The following is a 19,610-nucleotide window of genomic DNA, read 5'->3' as shown; positions in this document are numbered from 1 at the left end:
GGTGTCATCATCCATGAGACAGAACAAACGCTGGCTCATCTTTTTGCTGTTCCTTGTTTTGATTCCGAAAACAAGCTTCGCCCACGCCTACATCACAAACTCAAATCCGGGTGAGAACAGTGAATTAAAACAAGCGCCGAAGCAGATTGAAATTGAGTTTAATGAACAGATTGAAGAAGGCTTCCACTCCATTAAGGTCTATAATTCATCCGGCGAACGGGTCGACGCGGGCAAAACAGTGATTCAAAAAAATGATGCCCGCATCATGACCGCGGCATTGAAAAAAAATCTGCCGCATGATATTTACAGAGCGGAATGGAACGCGGTATCGGCCGACGGACATCCGGTATCCGGCGTCATCCCTTTCAGTATCGGAAAAGCCGGCGGAGAACTTCAGGAGCAGACATCATCGCAAGCGGCGCTTCATCCCGAAGCGGCCATCGACCGCGGTATTTTGTACACCGCTCTCTCCCTGTTTATCGGCACGGCTTTTTTCCATCTGTTTTGGTACAGAAATAATAAAGATTCATCAAAAGCAAAACGAACTGTAAAGCTGCTCGTGATTTCTTTATGTGTAACGGGGCTCGCGCTTATCTGCCAGCTCCCGATCCAGACGAAAGAAAACGCGGGCGGCGCTTGGAGCGCCGCGTTCCAGCCGGACTATGTAAAAGAAACGCTTCTGAAAACGGCAGGCGGGTACGTCTGGATGATCCAGATCAGCTTATTTATCCTGCTCGCCCTGTCCATGATCCCGCTGTTGAAGAAGAAAGCATTCCGGTCATTTGCGTACTGGACGGCGCCGCTGTTGTTCTTCTTCGCTTCGCTTTTGGCAAAAGCATTCGCCGGGCATGCGGCGGTTATCGACGAAAAAGCGGTCGGCATCGCGATGGACTTTCTCCATTTATCGGCCGCGTCTGTATGGATGGGCGGTATCGCCGCGCTTGTGCTGCTTCTTTCATCAGAGTGGAGAAAACCCGATAAAACCATCGCTTGGGAAACGGTCAGACGGTTTTCTCCTTGGGCGTTCGCCTCTGTCGGTGTGCTGTTATTTTCAGGTGTGCTGAACGGATTTTTCATTATCCGCACGTTTGATTCACTCTTTCACACCGCTTACGGTAAGACGCTCCTTTTGAAAATCGGACTGTTTGTCATCATGCTTGTGCTCGGCGCCGTTCACGTATGGATGACGAAGTTCAGCAGAAAAAGGAGCATCAGCGCAACGATAAAGGCCGAATGGGCACTAGGCATTGCGGTGTTATTTACAACCGCCGTCTTCACAAGCCTGCCCAGCCCGCCGCCGCCTGCGCCATTGCCTTTTAACGGCTCAGAAACGATCGGAAACGGGGAAACCCTGTCCTTGCACATTACGCCGAACCAGCCGGGTAAAAATGAATTTCAAGTCATTGTCACCGATCATAACGGCAGCTTGGTAAAAGACATTCAGCAATTTACGGTCACTGTTTACCAGACGGGCTTCAGCGGCAAACAGCATGAAAGCACCTTTGATTTGAAGAAGACGAAGGAAGGCACATTCGAAGCCGCCAACCTGTCCATCACCGAAAAGGGAAACTGGAAGATCAAAGTCCACGGGCTGACAAACGATTTTAATGAAATCAACCAAATATTCTCAACGACAAACTAAGGAGTGTATCTCATGTTGAAAAAAAAGGCTTTATTATTCATATCCGCCGTGACCCTGTCACTCGTCGGTTTTACGGCGGCAGCAAGCGCCCACGTCTCAGTCAAACCGGCGGAATCCGCGGCCGGTTCTTGGGAAACGTACACGATGAAAGTGCCTGTGGAAAAGAATGAGCCCACAACGAAAGTCGTGCTGAAAATGCCCGCCGGCGTTGAATTTCAGCAGTATCAGCCGATTCCGGGCTGGAAAACATCCGTATCCAAACATGATGACAAAGCGGTCTCCGTCACTTGGGAAGCAAAAGACGGCGGCATTCAGCCCGGCCAATTCCAGCAGTTCACGTTCGTTGCGAAAAATCCTGAAAAGAGCGGAGATGCCGCTTGGGACGCTTACCAATATTACAAAGACGGCAGCATTGTAGAATGGACGGGTGATGAGAAAGCCGACACGCCTCACTCGATTACGAAAATCACGAAATCGGCCAGCGTGACGGATGCGCACGGAGCTGAACAGCCAAATGAAGAAAGCAAATCCGGCGTATCAGCGCTTGATATTGCAGCCATCGTTCTGTCAGCTGCGGCGATTATCCTTTCCATCGCGGCGCTTGTAAAGAAAAAACGCGCGTAAGCAAAAAGCGATCCGGCTCTAAAGAGCCTGCGATCGCTTTTTTTCTTATCCGCGGCCTGCCTGGAATGACGGATATTTGGTCATTCCCCCGTCAGCAAACAGCGTAATGCCGGTTACGTAGCTTGATTCCTTTGAAGCAAGCCAGACGGCGACAGCCGCGATTTCTTCCGGCTCACCGATATATCCCATCGGAATCATGCTTTCCACATCTTTTTTCTGAACGGGATCCGCAAATTTTTCCGCGTTGATCGGCGTATTGATGGCTCCCGGCCCGATGTTGTTGACACGGATGCGCTTCGGCGCGTACTCAAGCGCCAGCGTTTCCGTCATCAATTTGATGCCGCCTTTACTCGCCGCGTAGTGAACAAACAGAGGCCATGGAATCATTTCATGTACGCTTGACATGTTAATGACGTTTCCTTGAATATCATTCTCTACGTAATATTTAATGGCTTCGCGGCTTCCTAAGAAAGCGCCGGTCAGATTGGTATTGATGACTTTGTTCCAGTCTTTGAGCGGCATTTCGTGCGACTGAACCGGATTTTCCATACCGGCGTTATTGATCATGACATCCAATGTGCCGAATTCCTTCACCGCGGTCTGCACGATGTTTTTGACATCTTCTTCTTTTGTGACGTCGCCTTGAATGATGACCGCTTCTCCTCCCGCTTTTTGAATCTCTTCTTTAACGGTTTGGGCGTCTTTTTCATTACTATAGTAGTTAACCACGACTTTCGCCTGCTCCTGTCCGAAGCGGATCGCCATCGCTTTTCCTAATCCTGATGAAGCTCCCGTAATGGCAACGACTTTTCCTTTTAAATCCGTGTACATGTTCAAACCTCCTGCATTTGTTATGAATTTGATTTCGCAACGCCTAAGAATACCGCGGCCACAATGATCAGGATAATCCCGATGGCAATGGCGACCAGCTGACGCTTCGTTTTGCTCTCACGGAGAATGAAGATTCCGCCGAGCGTGCTGATGACGATCCCCATTTGAGAGAGGGAAAAACTTGTCGCAACTCCGACGCGCGGCTGTGAGATGAACAGAAACATATTCCCGAGCGCCCAGATGATTCCCGGCAGAATGTTCTTGAGGGCGTACTTATTAAACGGTTTATGCTTGTACGTCAGGAGCAGTCCGCCGATGACCATCCCGATCGCCTGCGGCAGGAGCGCTGACCATCCGGATACGCCGAACAGCCGGGCCACAACGACATAGACCAAATAACCGAGCGTGGAGATCAGCAGGATGACAATGCCTTTTTTTAAGTTTCCCGGTTCTCCGTCCGCCCGCCCCTTTTTATCTTCTAAAGATGTGAGCACAATCCCGATGATGATAAAAATAAGGGCGAGAATACCCAGCGTAATCGCGATCGGGGTTGACCATTCTTTGAATACGATCACACCGAACAAAGAAGTCGAGACGAGCTGCATTCCCGTTGATATCGGCATCGTTTTTGAAACGCCCATCAGCTGTATGCTTTTAAGCTGATTGCTTTGGCCGAGCGACCAAAACAGCCCCGAGATGATGCCGACAATAAAAATGCGCCCAGACAGCACCGGGTGGACAAACAGATACAACACAAACGAAACGATGAGCGCCCCGATTGTCGTTCCCAGCGTCTGGCTGTAAGGCCCGCCGCCTAATTTGACGTTAAATAACACGATGCTCCCCCAAAATAAAGCCGGGAGAAGAGCCAGTAATATATCCATGATGGCGACCTTCTTTCAATCGTATTTGCTGTTATTTTGTCTGGAATCGAACCGATTATTCCCGCAAGATCAAAAAAGCCTGCCGGCGATATTCACCGGCAGACTGCTCAATAAAAACAGCCCCGCTTAGAAGCGGGGCTTACTTTTCGGCTCATTAAAGTCCGATAGACATGTATTTGGTTTCCAGGTACGGCTCAATGCCTTCCGTACCGCCTTCACGGCCGATGCCGCTTTCTTTCATTCCTCCGAACGGCGCTTGAACCGCGGACGGACCGCCGTCATTCCAGCCGATGATGCCGTATTCAAGCTGTTCAGAAATATAGATGCCGCGGCGGTAGTTTTCTGTGAAGAAATAAGCCGCAAGCCCGAACGGCGTATCGTTCGCAAGCTTGATCGCTTCATCAATATCTGAGAACGTAACGATCGGCGCAACCGGGCCGAATGTTTCTTCATGCATGATGTTCATGGATGTATCTACATTTGACAGCACGGTCGGTGTCACGAAATAGCATCCTTTTTCATCGTTTTGGTCATACGTTCCGCCCGTCAGCACTTTTGCGCCTTTTTCCACGGCGTCATTAATTTGGCCGACGATTTTATCGAAGCCTTTTTTGTTGATGACAGGGCCGACGTTTACGCCTTTTTCAAGACCGTTTCCGACTTTGAGTTTCGCAGCTTCTTCACTCAGTTTTTTCGCAAACTCGTCTTTTACGGATTCGTGTACGATCAGCCGGTTCGCACAGACGCAGGTTTGGCCGGCATTTCTGAATTTAGAGGCCATTGTTTGGGCTACCGCCAGATCAAGATCAGCGTCTTCATCCACGATCAGCGGCGCATGTCCGCCAAGCTCCATTGACATATGTTTTACGGTGTCGGCGCTGTTTTTCATCAGGATTTTGCCGACAGGCGTTGAGCCGGTAAAGGTAATTTTGCGGATTTTCGGGCTGCTGGTGAAGACGTTTCCGATTTCCGCTCCGTCACCGATCACCACTTGCAGCACGTCCTTCGGAATTCCCGCTTCATATGCGAGACGCGCAAGGGCGTAAGCGGAAAGCGGCGTATCCTCCGCCGGTTTGATGATGAACGTACAGCCTGCCGCCAAAGCGGGCGCGGCTTTTCTTGTAATCATCGCATTCGGGAAATTCCACGGCGTGATCGCGGCTACCGGGCCGACCGCCTGACGGGTGACGACAATCCGTTTGCCCGTTGTCGGCGCAGGTACTGTTCTGCCGTAAATCCGTTTTGCTTCTTCGGCGAACCATTCAATATAGCCGGCGCCGTATAAAACTTCTCCGACCGCTTCTTCGTACGGTTTGCCGTTTTCTTTCGTAATTAATTCCGCAAGTTCTTCTTTATTTTCAACAATCAGCTCATACCATTTTCTCAAAAGTGAGGCACGTTCTCCCGCTGATGTTTTGGACCATGATTGAAACGCTTGATGTGAACGTTCAATCGCTTTTTCAACATCGTCGGCCGTCTGCTGGGGGATGCTTTCGATCGCCTCTCCCGTTGCCGGGTTGTACACTGTTAATTGTTCTGGCATATTGAACATTCCTTTCTCTGCTATAGTAAAGCCATTGAATGCTAGTTGATGTATCTCACACTTTCATGATAGCAGACACATCCGTCGGCATTCCAATAATTGAACTCACAGAGCTGCTTCGATAATGGAAAGGCCTTCTTTGAGCTGCTCATCCGTCACGACAAGCGGCGTCAGGAATCTGATGATGTTGCCGTTAATGCCGGCCGTCAGCAGCAGCAGTCCGTTCTCGTTCGCCGTTTTGGCGATCGCCGCGGCTTTCGCTTTGTCCGGTTCCCGCGTGTCCGAATCTTTGACAATTTCGATGGCCGCCATCGCGCCGAGTCTGCGCACTTCTCCGATGCAGGCATGCTCTTTTTTCCACTCGAGCGCTTGATGCTCGATGATCCGGCCGATCTCCTCGGAACGCTGATTCAGCCCTTCTTCTTCAATAATATCCAAGACCGCAAGCGCAGCCGCACAGCCGAGCGGGCTTCCCGCATATGTGCCCCCGAGTTCACCCGGCGCGGCGGCATCAAGCATTTCCGCCCGGCCGATGACGCCGCTCAGCGGCAATCCGGCCGCAAGTGATTTGGATACGGTGATCAAATCAGGAACGGCTCCGAAATGCTCAATCGCAAAATACGTTCCCGTTCTGGCAAAACCGGTCTGAATCTCATCCGCTACAAAAACGATGCCGTGTTTTTTACAAAAAGCGGCGACGTGCTGCACGAAACGTTTTGACGGAATGATGAAGCCGCCTTCTCCCTGAACCGGCTCCATTACGACACAGGCGACGGTTTCCGGTGCAACTGCGGCGATAAAGAAATCCTCAAAAGCGCTGATGATAAACTCGTCATACTGCTCGTCGCTCATGCCGGCCGGCTTTTGATAATAGTAAGGAAACGGCGCCTGATACACCTCTGAGGCAAATGGGCCGAAACCGAATTTATAAGGCTTCACCTTGCTCGTCATGCTCATCGTCATGTTCGTGCGGCCGTGGAACCCTCTTGTAAATGATACGACAGCCTGGCGCTTCGTATATTTTCTGGCGATTTTCACGGCGTTTTCCACCGCTTCCGCCCCCGAATTGAGAAAAATCGCTTTTTTCGCATGATCTCCCGGCGCAAGGGCGCAAAGTTTTTCGGCCAGCTCAATATAAGACGGATACATCATGACGTTAAAACCCGGGTGAATCAGATCCTCCGCCTGTTTCTTCACAGCCTCCACCACTTTTGGATGGGAATGGCCGACATTCAGCGTTCCGATCGCTCCGGCAAAATCAATGAATCGTCTGCCGTCCAAATCGTACAAAAGCGCCCCTTCCCCTTTTACCGCCATGCTGCGGTTTCCGTTGCCGACCCCCTTGGAAACGAATTGATCCCGTTTTTGCTGCCACTGGGCAGTTGTCACTTCCGATGATGCTGTTCGACTCATAGATTCCATCCCCCTGCATTGTTTTCTTATCATTCTGACTTCTTTTTGGTATGATGAAAAGTACCAAAATCAATTTATCCATGGTATCAGAAAGGGGCAGGGTCTGGATGCTGACGATTTCCATTGACCATTCGGAAACGGCGGATTATATCTATCAGCAGATCTATCAGCACATAAAAGCGGCCGTTTTAAAGCGCAGCCTGATGCCTCATACAAAGGTGCCGTCTAAACGGGAGCTTGCCGAGACGCTGAAGGTCAGCGTGAATTCAGTGAATTCAGCTTATCAGCAGCTGCTTTCGGAAGGTTATTTATATGCGGTCGAAAGAAAAGGCTTTTTCGTGGAGGAAATTGATACGGTTTATCATGAAGAAACGCCTTCGCTCCTATTGCCTGATGATTTGAAAGAGCGGGAGACGGATAAGAGCGGCTGGATTTCGTTTTCTCATATGAGTGTGGATACGGCGCATTTCCCCCTGAAAAGCTGGTTCCGCTGTGAGCAGAAAGCAGCCGCCCGTTCATTTCATATACTCGGAGAACTCGTCCATCCGCAAGGCTTATATGAAGTCCGTGAAACAATTTCGCGGCTTATTTCCCTGACAAGGGGCGTTACATGCCGCCCGGAACAAATCGTGCTCGGAGCGGGCACGCAAATGCTGATGCAGCTGCTGACGGAACTGCTGCCAAAAGACGCGCTCTACGCCATGGAGAACCCGGGATATATGAGGATGTACCGGCTGCTGCAAAACCTCGGGAAAAAGGTTGCGACGATCAGCCTTGATGAAAAAGGCATGTCCATGGACGAAATCGAAAAACGCCGGCCCTCTGTATTGATCACCACGCCTTCCCATCAATTCCCCTCAGGCGTGATCATGCCCGCTTCCCGGCGGATTCAGCTTTTAAACTGGGCCGCCGAACAGAACGGCCGCTTCATCATTGAAGATGATTATGACAGTGAATTTAAATATGACGCCGATACGATACCGGCGCTTCAAAGCCTTGACCGGTTTCAAAATGTCATCTACATGGGGACCTTTTCAAAATCCCTTTTCCCAGGTCTGCGCATCAGCTATATGGTTCTGCCGCCCGGGCTTTTGCGGACGTTCAAAGAGAGAACGTATGACCTGCAAACGTGCAGCACGCTTGCCCAGCTCGCGCTTAAAGAATTTATCGAATCAGGTGAATATCAGAAACATATTAAAAAGATGAAGCAGCATTATAAGAACATGCGGGAATGCCTCATTTCGGCTTTGGAAGAAACATTCGGAGAAAGAATCAGTGTAAAGGGCGCCAATGCGGGGCTTCATTTTGTCACTGAGTTTGAATGCGCACGTTCAGAAAAAGAGATATTGGCACGGGCGGATGCAGAACAGCTCGATCTGTTTGCGATGAGCCGATTCCGTCTGAAAGTGGGAGGCGATTCAAATAAGCCGCAGCTTATCCTGGGGTTCGCACGCCTGAAGGAGAGCGATATTCAAGAAGGCGTCTACAGGCTTTACCGGGCGGTTTTCGGCGCATAAAAAAACCCCCGGAATTCGGGGACTTATTTACCAGCGGTCCGGTTCTGTCTGCAAAATCGCCTCCAGCAGGCCGGGAAACGCCGCTTGTAAATCATCTTTGCGCAGGGAATAATAACGGTGCTTCCCGTCTATGCGCACTTGGGCGATCCCCGCTTCCCTCAGCACTTTGAAGTGATGGGACAGCGTTGATTTAGCGACCCGGACATCAGCGCAGGTTCCGCACGTTTTTTCTGTTGTTTCCGCCAATTGTTTGACCAGCTCTAAGCGGAGCGGATCACTCAGAGCATGAAGAACCTTTGTCAGCTGTAAGCGTTCGGTTTCAGGATGGTTTGGAATGTTCATGAGTCAAATGTAACACAGATCATCGGCGGGTGACAATTTAGGCGGTGAGGGTTTTTCCTTTACCATTCACTGCGAAACATGTTACAGTTAGTTCGATAATATTCGAACTATAACAAATAAACCCAATCAGGAGGAATAACAATGATCGTCTTACAGGCTTACATGAAAGTAAAAGCGGATAAACGCGAGGAATTTTTAGGAGAAGCGCAATCACTTGTTCAGCATTCACGCGCGGAAGAAGGAAATGTGCAATACGATCTTTTCGAAAAAGTCGGTGAGGAAAATACATTCGTTATGCTTGAGCAATGGAAAGATGAAGAAGCGATGAAATTCCACAACGCAACTGACCATTTCCAAGGATTCGTGGCAAAAGCAAAAGAAGTGCTGAGTGCGCCGCTTGACGTCGTCCGCACAGAACTGTCAGAGTAACGAAAGGATGAATGACATGAACGAAGTCCTTCAAATATTAACAGACCACCGTTCCATCCGCAGCTACACAGATGAACCCGTATCGGATGAGCAGCTGGACCTTATCATCCAAGCAACTCAGGCAGCGCCGACTTCCATTAACGGCCAGCAATTTACCGTTATTGCGGTGAAAGATAAGGAGCGGAAGAAAAAAATATCCGAATTGGCCGGCGGCCAGCCGTGGATTGACCAAGCGCCTGTTTTCCTTTTATTCTGCGCTGATTTTAACCGCGCCAAAATTGCGCTTGAAGAATATAATGATACACCGCTTGAGATCACGAACGGTTTAGAGTCCGTTCTAGTCGGAGCCGTAGATGTCGGGATTGCGCTGGGTACGGCAACGGCTGCGGCTGAATCAATGGGACTCGGCACTGTGCCGATCGGCGCCGTGCGCGGCAAGCCTGACGAACTCATTGAATTGCTGAAACTTCCGAAATACGTTTTCCCGGTTTCCGGTCTCGTCATCGGCCATCCGGCAGACCGCTCCGCGAAAAAACCGCGTCTGCCGCAAGCAGCCGTTCTGCATCATGAAACGTATCAAGAAGAAGATGTAAGAACCCATATCGAGGCCTATGACAAGCAGATGTCCGAATACATGAAAAAACGCACCGACGGACAGGAAACAAGAAACTGGTCACAAGGCATCACTTCCTACTATAAGCAGGTTTATTATCCTCACATTCGTGAAATGCTTGAAAAACAAGGATTTAAGACGGATAAATAAACGTATCAGCCTGCCGGAACACTCCGGCAGGTTTTTTCTATTTCTCAAACAAAAGCGTTGACACTATGTAAAAATTTTTGTTAATATTTTCATCATATACTCATTGGTTTTCTGTGAACCGATGGGTTTTCTATTGTGACGAAAGAAGGAATCTGGGCTTATGAATGATAAGAAAACGGATATTCTGCTGGCGGCAAGAAAGCTTTTTTCCGGGAAAAGCTTTTCGTCGGTTTCGATGCAGGCGATCGCAGAGGAGTGCAAAGTCTCCAAAGCATCTTTATATAAGCTGTTTGAATCAAAGGAAGACCTGCTGTTGGAGCTGCTCGACTTTAACCAGAAACAGATGGTAGCGGCCGCTTCATTATTGAATGAAGAAACAAGCCTCTCCCCTGAGGAACGGTTTGCCAAAAAACTGATGGCTGAGCTTGAAGGCTTCAGGCGCAATCAGCAGTTTTTTAATATGCTGATGTACGGAAGCCCCTCTTCCATTAATGAACGGGTAAAACGGCATATTCACAGGGCCCGCTCCACCTTTATCTGCTGGCATCGCGATTCACTGATTCAGACGTACGGTGAAGACATTATTCCTTATGTATGGGAGCTGGTAATCGTCCTGCAAGGGCTCCTGAGAGAATGCATCACGCTGATTAAGCTGGAAAAAGAACCGCTCGCCCTGGAGCCGCTCACGGAGTTTATCATCCGCCACCTCAATCTCATCGTCGAAAACAGGACAGCCGAAACCGCTTTGCCTCAGGAGATGATTGACCTTTATATCGCCTCCGCTTCCTCATTTGAGCCGAAAGACAAAACCGTATTGCTGGCTGAAAGCCTGAAGGAACTGAAAGAAGCCGTCTCAGCCCTTCCGGAGGAAAAATATGACGCCGCAGGACTCGCTTCCGCGGCGGCTATGCTGGAGAAAGAATCAGCGGACAAACAGCCGCGGGATTTTCTCATCAAAGCGCTTATCGGTTATTTGGAGCAGGCCGGACCGCTGCACCAGCCGCTTGCAGCCGTTAAAACATTGCTCAAACTATAAAGAAAGAAGGAATCAGCTTGAATAAGAGTATTAAAACTGCACCATACAACCGCTCTGTCATTGTCGGGATTCTTTTGGCGGGTGCGTTCGTCGCCATTTTGAACCAGACACTGCTTATCACGGCGCTGCCGCACATTATGAATGACTTCAATATAGACGCCAACAAAGCGCAATGGCTGACAACATCGTTTATGCTGACGAATGGGATTTTGATTCCGATTACCGCATTTTTAATAGAGAAATTCACAAGCCGCACCCTCTTGATTTCCGCCATGAGTATTTTCACGGCGGGCACCATTGTCGGCGCATTTGCCCCGAACTTTCCGGTGCTCTTGACGGCCCGGATTATCCAGGCAGCCGGTGCCGGAATTATGCTGCCGCTCATGCAGACGGTATTTCTCACGATTTTCCCGATGGAAAAGCGCGGCCGCGCCATGGGTATGGTCGGCTTGGTTATTTCGTTCGCCCCGGCGATCGGCCCGACGCTTTCCGGATGGGCGGTCGAAGCATTCTCTTGGCGGTCTTTGTTTTATATCATCTTCCCGATCGCAGTCATCGATTTGCTTTTAGCGATTATTCTGATGAAAAACGTCACGACATTACGAGAAACACAGATTGATATTTTATCCGTGATCTTATCGACCCTCGGATTCGGCGGTCTGCTTTACGGCTTCTCAAGCGCCGGTTCCTCAGGGTGGACCAGTACTGAAGTGCTGACTTCGCTGCTTGTCGGAGCGGTCGCGCTGATTTTCTTTATCGCAAGACAGATGAAACTCAAAAAACCGATGCTGGAATTCCGCGTGTTTTCTTTCGGGATTTTCAGCCTGACCACCCTGCTCGGAACGCTTGTTTTCGCGCTGCTGATCGGAACGGAAACCATTCTCCCGCTTTACACGCAAAAAGTCCGGGGTGTATCCGCGTTTGATACCGGATTAATGCTTTTGCCGGGCGCGATTGTGATGGGGATGATGTCTCCGTTTATCGGCCGGGTGTTTGACAAAATCGGCGGAAAAGGCCTTGCGATGACCGGATTCTTCATCATCCTGCTCACGTCCCTGCCGTTTATGAATCTGACGGACTCGACGTCTCTCATTTGGATTGTCATCGTTTATACCGCGCGGCTTTTGGGAACAGCCATGATTATGATGCCGGTGACGACAGCGGGAATCAACGCCCTGCCGCGCCACTTAATTCCGCACGGCACAGCCATGAACAATACCGTCCGCCAAGTCGGCGGTTCTATCGGTACGGCGTTGCTAGTTTCCGTGATGAGCAGCCAGGCCGCGCACGCAAATGCGTCAACTCCGGCAAACTCCGCCCTGCACGGCATGAATGCGGCATTTGTCGTAGCCGCCTGCATCGCGCTGGCCGGCTTCCTCCTATCTTTTATATTGAAGAAAAAACCGCGTCAGCCCGAGCAGCAGCAGGCCGTTACGCGGTAAACCAAAAAGAACCCGATCACATATGTGACCGGGTTCTTTTTTTACTTCTCGATTCCGTCTTTAACTTCTTTCACCATATGCGCCATGGATTCCAGGCCGCCTCCTGATAAATACCATGTAGCTGAATCAAGGTAGACAACATGGTTGTTTTTCACGGCTTTCACCGATTTTACATAATCATTTTCAACCACTTGTTTTGTTGAAGATTTTGTGCCGATCGCTGTTCCGCGGTCAACGACAAACATATAATCAGGGTTTGTTTTGGCGATATATTCATAAGAAATGCTTTGTCCGTGCAATGAGGCTTCGATGTTTTTGTCAGCCGGTTTGACGCCGAACACATCATGAATGAAGCCGTATCTTGATTTAGATCCGAACGCGCTGATTTTGCCGTCGTTCGCCATCACCACTAACCCGTTTTTATCCGTGCTGCTTGTCTTTTTCTTCAGATCCGCAATGGATTTGTCAATTTTCGCAAGCTTATCTTTCACTTCATTTTCTTTGTTAAAGATTTTGCCGATCACTTCGGTGTTGTGCTTGAATCTGTCAACGTAGTTTGTATAGTCATCATCAAGGTAAATCGTCGGCGCGATTTTTGAGAACTCTTTATAAGAATCAGATTGTCTGTGAGCGATAATGATTAAATCCGGGTCAATATCCGCGACTTTTTCAAAATCCGGTTCTTTTAAACCGCCTGTATTGGTGTATTTATCACTTTTATATGAAGATAAGTATTTTGGAATGTTTTGTTTCGGAAGCCCCGCCACATGATCCTGTAAACCGAGTTCATCCATCGTGTCCAGCATTCCGAAGTTGAATACGACGACTTTTTTCGGATTCTTCGGCACTTTGACGCCTTCTTTGTTCAGGTCATCTTTGATTGTGATTGTTTCTTTTGATTTGCCTGATGTTTTGTCCCCGTTTCCGCATGCAGAAACAACAAAAATCGTAACTAGCGCAATGAATAGCAATGCGAATTTTTTCATAATTTTCACCTCATCTGGTTTTTAAGAAAAGTACACACCGATCCGCTGACTGTCAATCTCTTGAATCGGGATGGTCATATCATAAATATCTTCAAGCACGGAGGTTTCAATGATCTCCTCCGCCGGCCCTTCTTTGACGATCCGGCCGTTTTTCAGTGCAACGATATGGTCTGAATATACGGATGCGAAGTTGATATCGTGAATCACTACGACGACCGTTTTTCCGAAGTCTTCCACAAGCCGCTTCAACAGCTTCATCATTTCAACGGAATGCTTCATATCTAAATTGTTCAGCGGCTCATCGAGAAAAATATAGTCCGTATCCTGAGCGATGATCATCGCGATAAACGCCCTCTGACACTGGCCCCCGCTGAGCTGATCGAGATATTTATCCTTTAAGTCATCCAGCTTCATATAACTGAGTGCCTGGTTGATATGCACCCAATCTTCATCCGTCAGTTTCCCCTGGGAATACGGAAATCTGCCGAAGCTGACCAGGTCTTTAATCGTCAGCCTGATATTGATTTGGTTCGTCTGCTTCAGGATGCTGATTTTTTTTGCCAGATCATTGCTTTTGCAGGCCCCGATCTCTTGCCCGTCGACCGTGATTTCCCCGGAATCCGTCTTAATCAGCCGGCTCATGATAGACAGCAGCGTGCTTTTTCCCGCGCCGTTCGGACCGATAAATGAGGTGAGCCTGCCCTTTTGAATGGATAGAGACGTTTTCTCAAGGACGGTTTTCCCTCCGTATTGTTTGCTTACATTTTTGACCTCTACCATGATTTATTCTCCTTTAACAGCAGATAGATAAAATAAATCCCGCCGGCAAAATTAATGATGACGCTCAGCGTCGTGGAAAACGTGAACACTTTCTCCACGACGAACTGGCCCCCGACGAGCGCGACGATGCTGATCAGGACAGAACCCGCGATTAAATACGTGTGCCTGTAGGTTTTTAAAAACTCTCTCGCCAGATTGACGACAAGCAGTCCTAAAAACATAATCGGCCCGACAAGAGCCGTAGAGACAGACACAAGAATGGCGACGACAATGAGCATCTGCTTCACAAGCTTATCGTAATCAATCCCCAGGTTGACGGCGTGCTCCCTGCCGAGCGACAGCACGTCAAAAAACCGCGTGAACCGCCAGACATAAATGCCCGTCAGAAGAAAGACAGCACCGGCAAACCATAAAAGATCGGTGTTGATATTGTTAAAGCTGGCAAACATTTTGTCCTGAACAACCTGGAACTCATTCGGATCAATCAGCATCTGCATAAAGGATGACAGACTGTTGAACAGCGTGCCGAACACGACGCCGACAAGCAGAAGGAAAAACACGTTCCGCCCCTCGCCTTTAAACATGAGCTGATACAAAACGAGTGACAAGAGCACCATCAGCCCGACGGAGATGACGAAATTAAGATTTTTGTTCATCATGACGATATTCATTGAACCGAACAGGAACACGATGACGGTCTGAATGAGCATATACAGGGAATCGAGGCCTAAAATGCCCGGTGTCAGTATGCGGTTATTTGTAATCGTCTGGAAGATGACCGTCGAAAACGCGATCGCTCCTCCGGTGAGCATCATGGCAAGCACTTTGAAGCATCGTCTCGGCAGGGAGTATTCCCAATTGCCCAGTCCGTAGAACAGGAAGAATCCGATACATATCATGGCGAGCGCCGCCAGCAGCGTAATTTTTTTATTATGACTCATATGCTTTTCTCCTTAACAGCATATACAGGAAGATGCCGCTGCCGATAACACCGACCATCAGGCCGATGGAAATTTCGTACGGGAAGATGATCACCCTTCCCAAAATGTCGCAAAACAGCACAAAAACAGCGCCCAGCAGAGCGGTGTGAGGCAGGCTGCTCCTCAAGTTGTCCCCTTTGTAAATCGACACCATATTGGGAATGATCAACCCGAGAAACGGCAGCATCCCGACGGTCAGGATCACCAGTGAAGCGATGAGCGACACGATAATCAGACCGATATTAACGACGCGTTTGTATTTCAGGCCGAGATTGACGGAAAAGCTCTCTCCCATTCCCGCCACCGTAAATTTATCCGCATACACATAAGCGATGATCACCAGCGGGATACTCAGATATAAAAGCTCATACCGGCCTTTGACGACCAGTGAGAAATCTCCCTGCAGCCAAGACGACAGGTTTTGGATCAGATCGTATTTATATGCGATAAACGTGGCGATTGAGCTGACAATATTCCCAAGCATTAAACCGACGAGAGGAATAAAAATCGCATCATTGAACTTGATTCTCTCGAGGATTTTCATGAAAAGGAAATTCCCCGCCAACGCGAAAACGAAAGCGATAGACATTTTCACAAGCGGACTCGCTGACGTAAAAAGCATTAATGAAATCAAAATTCCGAGCCTTGCCCAGTCCATCGTTCCCGCAGTCGTCGGCGATACAAATTTATTCCGGCTGATCTGCTGCATGATTAATCCGCAGATGCTCAGGCTCATGCCGGCGATGATAATGCTCACCAAACGCGGCAGCCGGCTGTCAAACAATGTACCTGCCTGTTCTTTATTTAAATGAAAAATATCCAGCGGCGACAAATCTTCTACACCGATAAATATAGAAGTACACGCCAAAACCGCCAGTAGCAAAAGTAAGTAACGTAGCTTCATGCTGCCTCCCTGCACCCATCACAAACGGTATGACTGATTGCCAAACAACTCCCATATATCCCACTCGTAATGATTATCATTATCAACGACAATTATAATCTTATCATCTTTCCAAGCGCAGTCAATACAGTTTTGCTTTCAAAAGCGGTCATCCGCGGGCCGTACACTAAATTGTCTTACAATCAGTCTATCAAGAATTTGCAGGATTTTCTATAACCTACATTTGGCTGCTTATCATTTTTTGCACATGATGACACGCTTGAGGGAAACAAATCTGACAAACAGCGGCAAATTTCCTCCGTGAAAATACAAATGTTCTTCCCACGTAGAAAAAATCCTTGATTTACATGTTTGAAAGAGAGATAATAAAAATTAAATTTGTGAGAAAATTTAAATATTAGGGGATGTAAATCATGAAAGTTGTAAAATTCGGAGGCAGCTCTCTTGCGTCAGGAGCCCAGCTTGAGAAAGTGTTTCAAATTGTGACGGCTGATCCCGCGCGGAAAGCCGTCGTCGTATCGGCACCGGGAAAACGCTTCTCGGACGATACAAAGGTGACGGATCTGTTAATCCGCTGTGCGGAGCATTATTTGCAAAAAGGTGCAGCGCCCGAGCTTGCCGAAACGGTCATTGAACGGTACGCCGCCATCGCGCGTGAGCTGAACCTGGATTTCTCTATTATAGAAAGAATCCGCAGTGACCTATTCGATCTCTTAAACAGCTGTAAAACCAATTCCGAACAATATATGGATGCGGTGAAGGCGAGCGGCGAGGACAACAACGCGAAGCTGATCGCAGCCTACTTCCGACGGCAGGGCGTGAAAGCGGAATACGTAAGTCCGAAAGAAGCGGGGCTGTTTGTGACGAATGAACCCGGAAGCGCGCAGGTGCTCCCTGAGTCTTATGATCATTTGTACCGTCTGAGAAACCGGGAAGGCTTGATCATTTTTCCGGGATTTTTCGGTTACACGAAGGAGCATGAGATTGTGACGTTTTCCCGGAGCGGTTCTGATATTACCGGCTCCATTCTCGCCAGCGGCTTAAAAGCCGACCTGTACGAAAACTTTACTGATGTGGACGCCGTCTATTCCGTCAACCCGTCAATCGTGCGGCATCCGAAAGAAATTAACGAACTGACGTATCGGGAAATGCGTGAGCTCTCCTATGCCGGATTTTCCGTTTTTCATGATGAAGCGCTGATTCCCGCATTTCGGGCCGGCATCCCCGTTCAGATTAAGAATACGAATAATCCGGATGCGAAAGGAACACGCGTCGTCAGCAGCCGTGACAATACGAACGGGCCAGTCATCGGCATCGCAAGCGACACGGGCTTTTGCAGCATTTACATAAGCAAATATTTAATGAACCGGGAAATCGGTTTCGGCCGCAAAGCCCTTCACATTTTGGAGGAAGAAGGATTGACGTATGAACACGTTCCATCCGGCATTGACGACATCACGATCATCCTTCGGCACAATCAGATGGACTCAGAACTGGAACACAGGCTCGTCACCCGCCTGAAGCAGGAACTTCAAGCAGATGAAGTCACAGTCAGGCACAATCTGGCGCTGATTATGGTCGTCGGGGAAGCGATGCGCCATAATGTCGGCACAACCGCCAGGGCATCCAAAGCCCTGTCGGAAGCCGGTGTCAACATCGAGATGATCAATCAAGGGTCATCGGAAGTCAGCATGATGTTCGGAGTGAAAGAAGAACAGGAAAAACACGCGGTGCGTGCGCTGTATGACGAATTTTTCGCCGGAGTCTTACTCTCATAGGACACCGCCTCTTTTTTCTCTTGTCCACTAATATCCCTTACAAAGCAGCTTCTTTTACATATTGTATGGTATAGACAATATGGAGGTGAAGCTCATGTCAGGATATTCTGGAGTCAGCTCTTTCGCTTTGATCGTTGTTTTATTTATCCTGTTGATTATTGTAGGTACTGCCTTCGTTGGCGGTTTCTAAACATCACTCCGTCTATATGAGGACGCTGCGGGTTTTGACCTGCGGCGTTTTCTTTTGTTTTCCGCCGCTGTCCAAGTCCGGCCGCGCAAAAAAGACTGCCGAGAACATTCTCGGGCAGTCTTTTCCTTTGTTCAGGTTATTTTCTTCTCACGTCATTCCTCTTTCAGCTACATGGAATTCAGCCTGATCTGTCTGGCCTGCACCTGTCACTGTAAAAATCGCGGCGGCTGCTAAACAAATAACAAACCATTTAGATTTCAATTTCATACAAACCCTCACTCCTTTGTATTTGTTTCCTTGCCTCTTCGACTTTCAGAAAATAGTCAGAAGAAATTTTAAAGCAATTTTGTTCATAGTAATATTTAGCTGCTTCTAGTGCTAAATCCTCTATATCGGCGTATAAATTTTTATCTTCCAGGTAACGGAAACACGCGCTGATTGTTTCCTCATCCGGTTTCGCCTGATACAGAGCCTGCAGCCATTCGAATTTTACCGTATAAACGGGATCGTCTGTTTCTTTAGCATATTCATATCCCCGCTTGTGATATTCCGACGCTTTTTCTTTTTTTCCGAGTTTAAAGTAAATGAGTGTGATTAGAAAATATGCTTGAGGAAGAGAATTGACGATTCTTTGTGATTCAAATGTATCGACCGCCCGTTCAAAGTACGGAATCGCTTCGCCGATGCGGTCCTGATTGTAGTAGCACAGTCCGAGGTTATACAGCGCCCTCCCGACAAGCTGCGCTTTTTGTTCTTTTTCGGCCATTTGCAGAGCGTGCTGAAAATGTTTGGCCGCCTGTTCAAAGCGCCTTTCATCCATTAAATTGACGCCGAATACAAAATGGCATTGAATGATCCGGACGTTATATGTGTCCTGCTCTACGTAAATTTCATAAGCGTTTTTTATATGTATCAAAGAAAAATACGTTTGTTTCATATGATAATAAGCTTCGGCCACTTTAAAATAAAACTCCGCCCGTTCCACGTGGTCCGATACGAAGGCCAGTTTTTTCTCAGCTTGTTTATAATATGTAATCGCTGAGATAAATTCTCTTTTATCAAATTCAAACATGCCTTTGAAAAAGTTGACGTAATAATCGAGAAGCCCTTTGAGGCCGGCCTGGCTGTTATCAATGTTATCAAGAATTTCCGACAGGGTCGGCTGGTCTTCTATCTTCAGTTTTTCCAGCGGCTCCAAGTAGTCCAGCATCAGCTGATGGCGAAATTCCATGAGGGAATAATAAAGCACTAAGTTCGAATCAGGCTCCATATGGTCAAGCTCTTGTTTGATCTCGGCCTTCAAGATCTCCGCATCCGGCACGCTGAATGTTCTGATGTATCGATACCACTCGTTAATTTTCTGCCCGACTGCTGAAGAAGGAATTAACCCGCTCTTCATTCCTTCACCCTCCCCATCCAAGACCTGTTTACCAGTTATTTTATCACGTTTCCGTCTCTTTCCATCCCGAAAAACACGCAAACTTTGTTTCGGCAGAGCGCAATTTTCCGAGTGGAGTTAAAACAGA

At 48.4% G+C, this 19,610-nt stretch carries 20 protein-coding genes; 9 read left to right on the top strand and 11 right to left on the bottom strand.

The window, feature by feature from the left end; all coding sequences use genetic code 11:
* Window positions 1–13: 13 nt before the first annotated feature.
* Both NYE62_RS02125 and NYE62_RS02120 read left to right on the top strand, forming a co-directional pair.
* Window positions 14–1,642 (top strand): copper resistance CopC/CopD family protein, encoded by a 1,629-nt coding sequence (locus tag NYE62_RS02125; RefSeq protein ID WP_047935222.1) that lies wholly within the window; start codon window positions 14–16, stop codon window positions 1,640–1,642.
* A gap of 12 nt (window positions 1,643–1,654) precedes the next feature.
* On the top strand, window positions 1,655–2,266 hold the full coding sequence (locus NYE62_RS02120; RefSeq protein ID WP_144664505.1) for a DUF1775 domain-containing protein: 612 nt from the start codon (window positions 1,655–1,657) through the stop codon (window positions 2,264–2,266).
* A gap of 45 nt (window positions 2,267–2,311) precedes the next feature.
* On the opposite strand, the gene gdh is transcribed toward NYE62_RS02120, so the two are convergent.
* From gdh to gabT, 4 genes are all read right to left on the bottom strand, one after another.
* On the bottom strand, window positions 2,312–3,097 hold the full coding sequence (gene gdh / locus NYE62_RS02115) for a glucose 1-dehydrogenase (RefSeq protein WP_007410286.1): 786 nt from the start codon (window positions 3,095–3,097) through the stop codon (window positions 2,312–2,314).
* A gap of 20 nt (window positions 3,098–3,117) precedes the next feature.
* The gene (locus NYE62_RS02110; RefSeq protein WP_003156317.1) at window positions 3,118–3,981 is read right to left on the bottom strand and encodes a RhaT/GlcU family sugar-proton symporter; all 864 of its coding nucleotides are present in this window, start codon (window positions 3,979–3,981) and stop codon (window positions 3,118–3,120) included.
* Between the two features lie 154 nt (window positions 3,982–4,135).
* Window positions 4,136–5,524 carry a succinate-semialdehyde dehydrogenase gene (gene gabD / locus NYE62_RS02105; RefSeq protein ID WP_094296380.1) on the bottom strand — a complete coding sequence of 463 codons (1,389 nt, stop codon included), beginning with the start codon at window positions 5,522–5,524 and terminating at the stop codon, window positions 4,136–4,138.
* A 105-nt stretch (window positions 5,525–5,629) separates the two neighbouring features.
* On the bottom strand, window positions 5,630–6,937 hold the full coding sequence (gene gabT / locus NYE62_RS02100; protein WP_144664504.1) for a 4-aminobutyrate--2-oxoglutarate transaminase: 1,308 nt from the start codon (window positions 6,935–6,937) through the stop codon (window positions 5,630–5,632).
* A gap of 107 nt (window positions 6,938–7,044) precedes the next feature.
* On the opposite strand from gabT, the gene NYE62_RS02095 reads away from it, so the two are divergent.
* Window positions 7,045–8,454: a PLP-dependent aminotransferase family protein gene (locus NYE62_RS02095; protein ID WP_144664503.1), complete on the top strand. Its 1,410-nt coding sequence runs from the start codon at window positions 7,045–7,047 to the stop codon at window positions 8,452–8,454.
* Between the two features lie 27 nt (window positions 8,455–8,481).
* On the opposite strand, the gene NYE62_RS02090 is transcribed toward NYE62_RS02095, so the two are convergent.
* On the bottom strand, window positions 8,482–8,796 hold the full coding sequence (locus NYE62_RS02090; protein WP_012116810.1) for a helix-turn-helix transcriptional regulator: 315 nt from the start codon (window positions 8,794–8,796) through the stop codon (window positions 8,482–8,484).
* Window positions 8,797–8,937: 141 nt separating this feature from the next.
* Between NYE62_RS02090 and NYE62_RS02085 the strand changes: the two genes are divergently transcribed.
* From NYE62_RS02085 to NYE62_RS02070, 4 genes are all read left to right on the top strand, one after another.
* On the top strand, window positions 8,938–9,225 hold the full coding sequence (locus NYE62_RS02085) for a putative quinol monooxygenase (protein WP_003156323.1): 288 nt from the start codon (window positions 8,938–8,940) through the stop codon (window positions 9,223–9,225).
* A 16-nt stretch (window positions 9,226–9,241) separates the two neighbouring features.
* Window positions 9,242–9,988: an oxygen-insensitive NADPH nitroreductase gene (gene nfsA / locus NYE62_RS02080; protein WP_015416815.1), complete on the top strand. Its 747-nt coding sequence runs from the start codon at window positions 9,242–9,244 to the stop codon at window positions 9,986–9,988.
* A 160-nt stretch (window positions 9,989–10,148) separates the two neighbouring features.
* A complete protein-coding gene (locus NYE62_RS02075; protein WP_015416814.1) occupies window positions 10,149–11,024 on the top strand; it encodes a TetR/AcrR family transcriptional regulator in 876 nt (291 codons plus the stop codon).
* 17 nt (window positions 11,025–11,041) lie between these two features.
* Window positions 11,042–12,466, top strand: coding sequence for an MDR family MFS transporter (locus NYE62_RS02070; RefSeq protein WP_095352401.1), 1,425 nt, complete (start codon window positions 11,042–11,044; stop codon window positions 12,464–12,466).
* Between the two features lie 41 nt (window positions 12,467–12,507).
* Here NYE62_RS02070 and NYE62_RS02065 read toward each other — a convergent pair whose 3' ends face one another.
* Genes NYE62_RS02065 through NYE62_RS02050 form a run of 4 tightly spaced genes read right to left on the bottom strand, consistent with a single transcriptional unit; the run spans window position 12,508 to window position 16,116 of the window.
* Window positions 12,508–13,452, bottom strand: a complete 945-nt coding sequence (locus NYE62_RS02065) for a siderophore ABC transporter substrate-binding protein (protein WP_144664502.1) — start codon at window positions 13,450–13,452, stop codon at window positions 12,508–12,510.
* Between the two features lie 21 nt (window positions 13,453–13,473).
* Entirely contained in the window at window positions 13,474–14,232 is a 759-nt protein-coding gene (locus tag NYE62_RS02060) for an ABC transporter ATP-binding protein (RefSeq protein ID WP_003156330.1), read from the bottom strand.
* Complete coding sequence (locus NYE62_RS02055) at window positions 14,226–15,173, bottom strand: iron chelate uptake ABC transporter family permease subunit (protein ID WP_014416905.1); 948 nt, start codon at window positions 15,171–15,173, stop codon at window positions 14,226–14,228. Before NYE62_RS02055 ends, NYE62_RS02060 begins: the two co-directional genes overlap by 7 nt.
* The gene (locus NYE62_RS02050) at window positions 15,163–16,116 is read right to left on the bottom strand and encodes an ABC transporter permease (protein ID WP_015239156.1); all 954 of its coding nucleotides are present in this window, start codon (window positions 16,114–16,116) and stop codon (window positions 15,163–15,165) included. The genes NYE62_RS02055 and NYE62_RS02050 overlap by 11 nt, the downstream gene beginning before the upstream one ends.
* A 413-nt stretch (window positions 16,117–16,529) precedes the next feature.
* Between NYE62_RS02050 and NYE62_RS02045 the strand changes: the two genes are divergently transcribed.
* Entirely contained in the window at window positions 16,530–17,894 is a 1,365-nt protein-coding gene (locus tag NYE62_RS02045) for an aspartate kinase (RefSeq protein ID WP_095352403.1), read from the top strand.
* Window positions 17,895–17,988: 94 nt separating this feature from the next.
* Window positions 17,989–18,084 carry a YjcZ family sporulation protein gene (locus tag NYE62_RS02040; protein WP_021495118.1) on the top strand — a complete coding sequence of 32 codons (96 nt, stop codon included), beginning with the start codon at window positions 17,989–17,991 and terminating at the stop codon, window positions 18,082–18,084.
* 147 nt (window positions 18,085–18,231) lie between these two features.
* On the opposite strand, the gene NYE62_RS02035 is transcribed toward NYE62_RS02040, so the two are convergent.
* Both NYE62_RS02035 and NYE62_RS02030 read right to left on the bottom strand, forming a co-directional pair.
* Window positions 18,232–18,351, bottom strand: a complete 120-nt coding sequence (locus tag NYE62_RS02035; RefSeq protein ID WP_003156334.1) for a PhrC/PhrF family phosphatase-inhibitory pheromone — start codon at window positions 18,349–18,351, stop codon at window positions 18,232–18,234.
* On the bottom strand, window positions 18,335–19,483 hold the full coding sequence (locus tag NYE62_RS02030) for a Rap family tetratricopeptide repeat protein (RefSeq protein WP_007410270.1): 1,149 nt from the start codon (window positions 19,481–19,483) through the stop codon (window positions 18,335–18,337). The genes NYE62_RS02035 and NYE62_RS02030 overlap by 17 nt, the downstream gene beginning before the upstream one ends.
* Window positions 19,484–19,610: the final 127 nt, after the last annotated feature.

The organism is Bacillus sp. FSL K6-2861 (assembly GCF_038630725.1).
Taxonomy (GTDB): Bacteria; Bacillota; Bacilli; order Bacillales; family Bacillaceae; genus Bacillus; species Bacillus velezensis.
This window is presented reverse-complemented; position numbering and strand designations above follow the sequence as displayed.